Genomic DNA, 554 nt, shown 5'->3' with positions numbered 1-554 from the left:
GACCATGGGAAGACCACATTAACGGCGGCAATAACTAAGTATTTGAATTTAAAGGGCATGGCACAGTTTAGGAGCTATGACCAGATAGACAATGCACCTGAGGAGAAGGCGAGGGGAATAACGATAAACACGGCTCATGTAGAGTATGAGACAGACAAGAGGCATTATGCGCATGTAGACTGTCCTGGGCATGCGGACTACATAAAGAACATGATAACAGGAGCAGCGCAGATGGATGGTTCCATACTGGTAGTAGCAGCCAATGATGGACCAATGCCTCAGACCAGGGAGCACATACTACTTGCAAGACAGGTAGGAGTGCCATACATAGTGGTATTTATGAACAAAGTAGACATGGTAGATGACCCAGAGCTACTTGACTTAGTAGAGTTAGAAGTAAGAGAGCTATTAAGCAAGTATGGATTTCCTGGAGATGAGATACCTGTAGTGAGGGGTTCAGCATTAAAAGCTCTTGAGAGTGGAAGCAACGACCCTAATGCAGAGGAGTACAAACCCATACAGGCATTACTTGATGCATTAGACAGCTACATACC

Annotated in this window: 1 protein-coding gene; it reads left to right on the top strand. The window is 45.1% G+C overall.

Annotated features, from left to right (window positions below; translation table 11 throughout):
• Positions 1 to 554: GTP-binding protein (locus WHS43_09740; GenBank protein MEJ5339919.1), on the top strand; the 554-nt coding region annotated here is incomplete at both ends.

It is taken from the genome of Aquificaceae bacterium (assembly GCA_037481935.1).
Lineage (GTDB): Bacteria > Aquificota > Aquificia > Aquificales > Aquificaceae > Pampinifervens.
This window is presented reverse-complemented; position numbering and strand designations above follow the sequence as displayed.